We start from the raw sequence: 5,286 nt of genomic DNA, 5'->3' as shown, positions 1-5,286 counted from the left end.
TGGTTGTAGTCGCCTTCGGTTAACCGGACAACCTTGCCATCTAAAATATCTATAGCGGGAATAATGTACATCTTGTTATTTTAAGTTTGAAAAATTCAATAATAAACGTTCTCCGGCAGCACCGGACTTCTCTGGGTGGAACTGCACCCCATAAAAATTACCTTTTTGTATAGCCGCTGAGTATTGCAGACCATAATCAGCAGTTGCGATTCCAAAAATAGGGTTATATTCAATAAAATACGAATGCACAAAGTAAAATTGTGTCTGATTTTCAACACCTTCGAATAATAAATTGTTTTTAATCTCTACATTATTCCAGCCCATATGGGGAATCTTGATACCCAGCTCTTTATCGAAGAGTTTTGTTTTGAGAGGAATGATGTTCGTCAGGCTGGCATCGCCTTCTTCAGAATGGTCTGTCAGCAGCTGCATACCCACGCAGATACCCAGCACAGGTTTGGTCAGAGACCTGATTTTTTCCACTAAACCGCTCTTGTTCAGTTTCTCCATTGCTGCTCCTGCATGGCCTACACCAGGAATGATGATATGTGAATACTGATCAAACTCTTCTTCCGAATTGATCATGCCATAAGAAATCCCGAGCCTGGATAAAGCCGAGGTCAGAGAAAAGATATTCCCTGCCCCGTAATTTACGATACCTATCATTTTATATTTCGTTATAACAACCCTTTGGTACTTGGTAAAACTAACTTTTCTGCATCTCTTTTGATAGACATTTTGATAGCTTTTGCAAAAGCTTTAAAAATAGCCTCAATTTTATGATGCTCGTTATCACCCTCAGCTTTCACATTCAGGTTACATTTTGCGGCATCACTGAACGATTTGAAGAAGTGGTAAAACATTTCTGTAGGAACGTCACCAACTCTTTCGCGTTTAAATTCTGCATCCCAGACTATCCAGTTGCGTCCTCCAAAATCAATCGCCACCTGTGCCAGGCAGTCGTCCATTGGCAAACAGAAACCATATCGTTCGATGCCCAGTTTATTTCCCAGGGCTTTGGCGAAGGCTTCGCCCAGGGCAATCCCTGTATCTTCTACAGTATGGTGTTCATCTATATGTAAATCGCCTTTGGCAATCACTTTCAGGTCGATCCCCCCGTGACGGGCAATCTGATCCAGCATATGGTCGAAGAAGTTCAGTCCTGTATGGATATCGCCTTTTCCGGTTCCGTCAAGATCGATGCCGATTTCGATGTCCGTTTCATTGGTTTTCCTGATATGCTGGAACTGTCTGCTGCCAGCCTTAAGGAAAGTATAAATATCTACCCAGTGCTGTGTTTGCAGGGCAATAATATCTGTAAGTGTTTCAGCTTTATCGAGTATTTCATTTGCCCCCAGCAGATCATTATTTCTCAGCCAGATCGCTTTTGCGCCCAGGTTCTTTGCCAGGATCACATCATTGATGCGGTCGCCGATTACAAATGAATTTGCAAGATCATATTCGCCTGTCAGGAAATGCTGCAGTAAACCAGTGTTAGGTTTACGGGTAGGGGCATTCTCATGGGCAAAAGTTTTATCAATAATTACTTCAGAGAATACTACGCCTTCACCTGCAAAAGTATCCAGGATAAAGTTATGTACCGGCCAGAAGTTCAGTTCCGGATGTGAATCTGTTCCGAGTCCATCCTGGTTAGTTACCATGATCAGACCGAAATCAAGTTCAGCAGCAATTTTAGCCAGATAATATAATGATTTAGGATAGAATTTCAGTTTGGCAAAGGAGTCGATCTGTTCATCTTCAGGTTCTGTGATCAGGGTGCCGTCGCGGTCTATAAAAAGGAACTTCTTCATGGTATTAGTTTATCAATTTTAAAGCGGATAATAAGATTTCGTTTTCCTGTGGTGTACCTACGGTAATCCTGAGACAGCCGTCGCACAAAACTACTTTAGAGCGGTCGCGGATAATGATGCCCTGGTCTACCAGTGCATGATAAGTTCCTGCGGCATCTTCTACTTCTGCAAGTACAAAGTTAGCATCTGAAGGATATACTTTGGTAACCCCCGGAAGGTCTAAAAGTTTCTGGCTTAGCGTTTCTCGTTCTGCAACAGTTACTTTGATCCAGTCGTTGACCTGCCCTACGTTCTGTAATGCAGCCAATGCCAGGTCCTGTGTCGATTGACTGATATTGTATGGTGCTTTCACTTTGTTCAGGATATCAATGATGATACTTGATGCGAATGCCATTCCCAGACGTAATCCGGCAAGTCCCCAGGCTTTGGAGAAAGTCTGCAGGATGACCAGGTGAGGGTATTCTGTCAGTTCCTGGATAAATGTGCGCTGTTTGGCAAAATTAATATACGCCTCATCGATAATCACCAGGCCTTTGAAGTTAGCGAGTATGGTTTCTATGTCAGTGCGGATAATTGAATTCCCGGTAGGGTTATTCGGGGAGCAGATGAAGATCAGTTTTGTGTTTTCATCAATTGCTTCTGCAATCCCTTCCAGATCAAGCTGAAAGTTTGGCAGCAGATTCACCTTGCGGATCTCTACGTCATTGATATTTGCAGATACCTCATACATCCCGTACGTTGGCGGAAGAATGATTACATTGTCTTTTCCCGGGTTACAGAAACACCTGAACAGCAAATCGATTGCTTCGTCGCTGCCGTTACCTAAAAAGGTATTTTCAATAGGTACCCCTTTGATTTTACTGATCGCGTCCTTTAAGTCCAGTTGCAGCGGATCAGGGTAGCGGTTAAAGTTTTCCGGCAGGGGAGAGCCGAAACTGTTTTCATTGGCATCCAAAAAAACGCTCGCCTGACCTTTGTATTCGTCCCTTGCGGTAGAATAGGGGCGAAGGTTTTTAATATTTTCGCGTTGTAAGTTCTTGATATCCATCTCTATGATTTTAAACGAATAGTGATTGCATTTTTGTGTGCCTGGAGCCCTTCGGCTTCGGCTAATATTTCTACAGTTGGACCGATGTTGTTTAGTCCTTCGGGACTGATATGCTGAAAAGTTATCTTTTTGATAAATGAATCAATAGATACACCAGAATAGGCTTTGGCAAATCCGCTTGTAGGTAAAGTATGGTTCGTGCCCGAAGCGTAATCTCCCGCGCTTTCCGGAGTCAGGTTTCCGAGGAATACAGAGCCAGCGTTAATGATCATCGGGATCAGTTCTTTAAAACTATCTGTAGCGAGAATCAGATGTTCAGGGGCATACACATTGCTAAATGCCATTGCCTGTGCCGCATTGTCTACCAGTACTGCATAAGAATTCTCTATAGCCTGTGCTGCGATAGCTTCACGGGGAAGAGCCTTTAACTGCAGCTGAACCTGTTCAAGTGTGGCTGTTATCATCTCTGAAGAAGTAGATACGAGGATCGACTGGCTGTCCACTCCATGTTCTGCCTGTGCAAGCAGGTCAGATGCCACAAAAGCGGGGTTAGCGGTTTCATCAGCAAAGACCAGAACTTCTGAAGGGCCGGCAGGCATATCTATAGCTGTCATTCCTGTAGCCAGAACCATTTGTTTGGCCTGTGTTACATAGCGGTTTCCCGGGCCAAAGATTTTGTATACCTTAGGAACAGTCTCCGTACCAAAAGCCATAGCAGCGACTGCCTGTGCACCACCTGCCATGTAGATCTTTTCAATTCCCAGAAGAACTGCGCAATAGGCAAGATAACAATTGGTTTTGCCATCCTTCTGAGGGGGTGAGCAAACTACGATCTCTTTGCAGCCTGCCAGTACAGCAGGAATACCCAGCATCAGGAAAGTACTTGGGAGCACCGCTGTTCCGCCCGGTATATATAAACCTACGCGTTCAATTGCACGTGCCTCACGCCAGCAGGAAACTCCGGGCATGGTTTCTATAACAGCCTCTTTAAGCAATTGCGCAGCATGGAATTTTCTGATATTTGCATAAGCGGTATCAATTGCTTTTTTCGCATCACCGGGAATCGTTGCCGCAATAGCTTCTATTTCTGACTTTTCGATGTAAAGCTGCTTAAGTTCTATCTGATCAAAATCCTGCGCAAAACTGAAAAGTGCATTATCACCTTCTTCTTTTACCCTGGAAATGATACTTTTTACCCGGTCTGCAATAGTATTATCATCAGACAGCTGCCTTAAACAGAGATCTTCAATATTCTGCGCTGACAAATCAGTATAACTGTAGATTTTCAATGTTTTATTTATTTGTGTTAACCTTAGTTAACCATGAATCCGCTAATTAATTCAGTTATGCGATGATCTTTTCGATCGGCATCACTACAATTCCTTCTGCACCGGCAGCTTTAAGGCTGTTGATCTTTTCCCAGAAATCCTGTTCTGCAATAACCGAGTGTACCGCTACCCAGTCAGGTTCGAAAAGAGGAACGATTGTAGGGCTTTTCACACCAGGCAACAGGCTCACAACCTTATCAAGGTTAGATTTGGCTACATTGAGTACTACATACTTGGTTTCTTTTGCACGGAGTACAGAGCGGATTCTTTGCAGCAGTTCGATTACATCTTCATTGAGCTCTATGCCTTTGTTTCCGATCAGTACAGCTTCAGATTTCATCACTTCCGCGAATGGTTTCAAGCCATTGCTTTTTAGAGTTCCGCCAGTTGAAACGATATCACAGATGGCGTCGCTTAAACCTAAGCCAGGGCCGATTTCCACTGATCCGGAAATGGTACGCACTACTGCGTTTACGTTATTGTCCTGCAAATATTTTTCAAGAATAACCGGGTAAGAAGTAGCGATTGCTTTACCTTCAAGGCCGCTGATGTCAGTGATTTCACTGTCATTGGGGATTGCGATTTTCAGCGTGCACCTGCCGAAGCCAAGTTTCTGAAGATATTCTACGTCAGCATTTACTTCTGTAATTACATTTTCACCTACTATGCCCAGATCGGCAATACCGTCCTGAACATATTCAGGTATATCATCATCTCTCAGGAAAAGAATCTCCAGAGGGAAGTTAGTAACAGTTGATATCAGTGAGCTCTTGTAGTTTTCGAAAGATAAACCACAATTTTTAAGAATCTCTACAGATTTTTCGTTTAATCTACCAGATTTCTGGATAGCAATTTTAAGTGTTTTCAATTGATTGAAATTATTGAATGGAACAGGAAATTATAAGTCGGAAACAAGTCTTGAAGTACAAAACATTACATATACATCGCCAACTGGCGATGGTGCAAATGTAAGTGATGGTTCAAATGTTTGTTCATATTAAATTTTATATTCCTTTGTTCAATAATGCATTGCATCAGGAGGAACGCAAATATAGAAATTGAAATCAGAAAACAAAAAATATGTGGCATTTTATTTGAG

Annotated in this window: 6 protein-coding genes; all 6 read right to left on the bottom strand. The window is 42.7% G+C overall.

Annotated elements, in window-relative coordinates; genetic code table 11:
• Positions 1–71, bottom strand: a 71-nt coding sequence (locus tag ABWY16_RS17395) for a HisA/HisF-related TIM barrel protein (protein WP_353905931.1), incomplete at its 3' end; no start/stop codon positions are given.
• Positions 72–75: 4 nt separating this feature from the next.
• Complete coding sequence (gene hisH / locus ABWY16_RS17390) at positions 76–666, bottom strand: imidazole glycerol phosphate synthase subunit HisH (protein WP_353905930.1); 591 nt, start codon at positions 664–666, stop codon at positions 76–78.
• Positions 667–677: 11 nt separating this feature from the next.
• Complete coding sequence (hisB, locus tag ABWY16_RS17385; RefSeq protein WP_353905929.1) at positions 678–1,811, bottom strand: bifunctional histidinol-phosphatase/imidazoleglycerol-phosphate dehydratase HisB; 1,134 nt, start codon at positions 1,809–1,811, stop codon at positions 678–680.
• Positions 1,812–1,815: 4 nt separating this feature from the next.
• Positions 1,816–2,859 carry a histidinol-phosphate transaminase gene (gene hisC / locus ABWY16_RS17380; protein ID WP_353905928.1) on the bottom strand — a complete coding sequence of 348 codons (1,044 nt, stop codon included), beginning with the start codon at positions 2,857–2,859 and terminating at the stop codon, positions 1,816–1,818.
• Positions 2,860–2,861: 2 nt separating this feature from the next.
• On the bottom strand, positions 2,862–4,148 hold the full coding sequence (gene hisD / locus ABWY16_RS17375) for a histidinol dehydrogenase (protein WP_353905927.1): 1,287 nt from the start codon (positions 4,146–4,148) through the stop codon (positions 2,862–2,864).
• Between the two features lie 55 nt (positions 4,149–4,203).
• The gene (hisG, locus tag ABWY16_RS17370) at positions 4,204–5,055 is read right to left on the bottom strand and encodes an ATP phosphoribosyltransferase (RefSeq protein ID WP_353905926.1); all 852 of its coding nucleotides are present in this window, start codon (positions 5,053–5,055) and stop codon (positions 4,204–4,206) included.
• Positions 5,056–5,286: the final 231 nt, after the last annotated feature.

Source organism: Pedobacter sp. (genome assembly GCF_040513095.1).
Classification (GTDB): Bacteria; Bacteroidota; Bacteroidia; order Sphingobacteriales; family Sphingobacteriaceae; genus Pedobacter.
The sequence above is the reverse complement of the archived record's forward strand: the minus strand, read 5'-3'. Positions and strand labels throughout refer to the sequence as shown.

Bases quoted from the DNA above. Each gene is read 5' to 3' on its own strand.
- hisH (WP_353905930.1), bottom strand. From the start codon at position 666: ATGATAGGTATCGTAAATTACGGGGCAGGGAATATCTTTTCTCTGACC.
- hisB (WP_353905929.1), bottom strand. From the start codon at position 1,811: ATGAAGAAGTTCCTTTTTATAGACCGCGACGGCACCCTGATCACAGAA.
- hisC (WP_353905928.1), bottom strand. From the start codon at position 2,859: ATGGATATCAAGAACTTACAACGCGAAAATATTAAAAACCTTCGCCCC.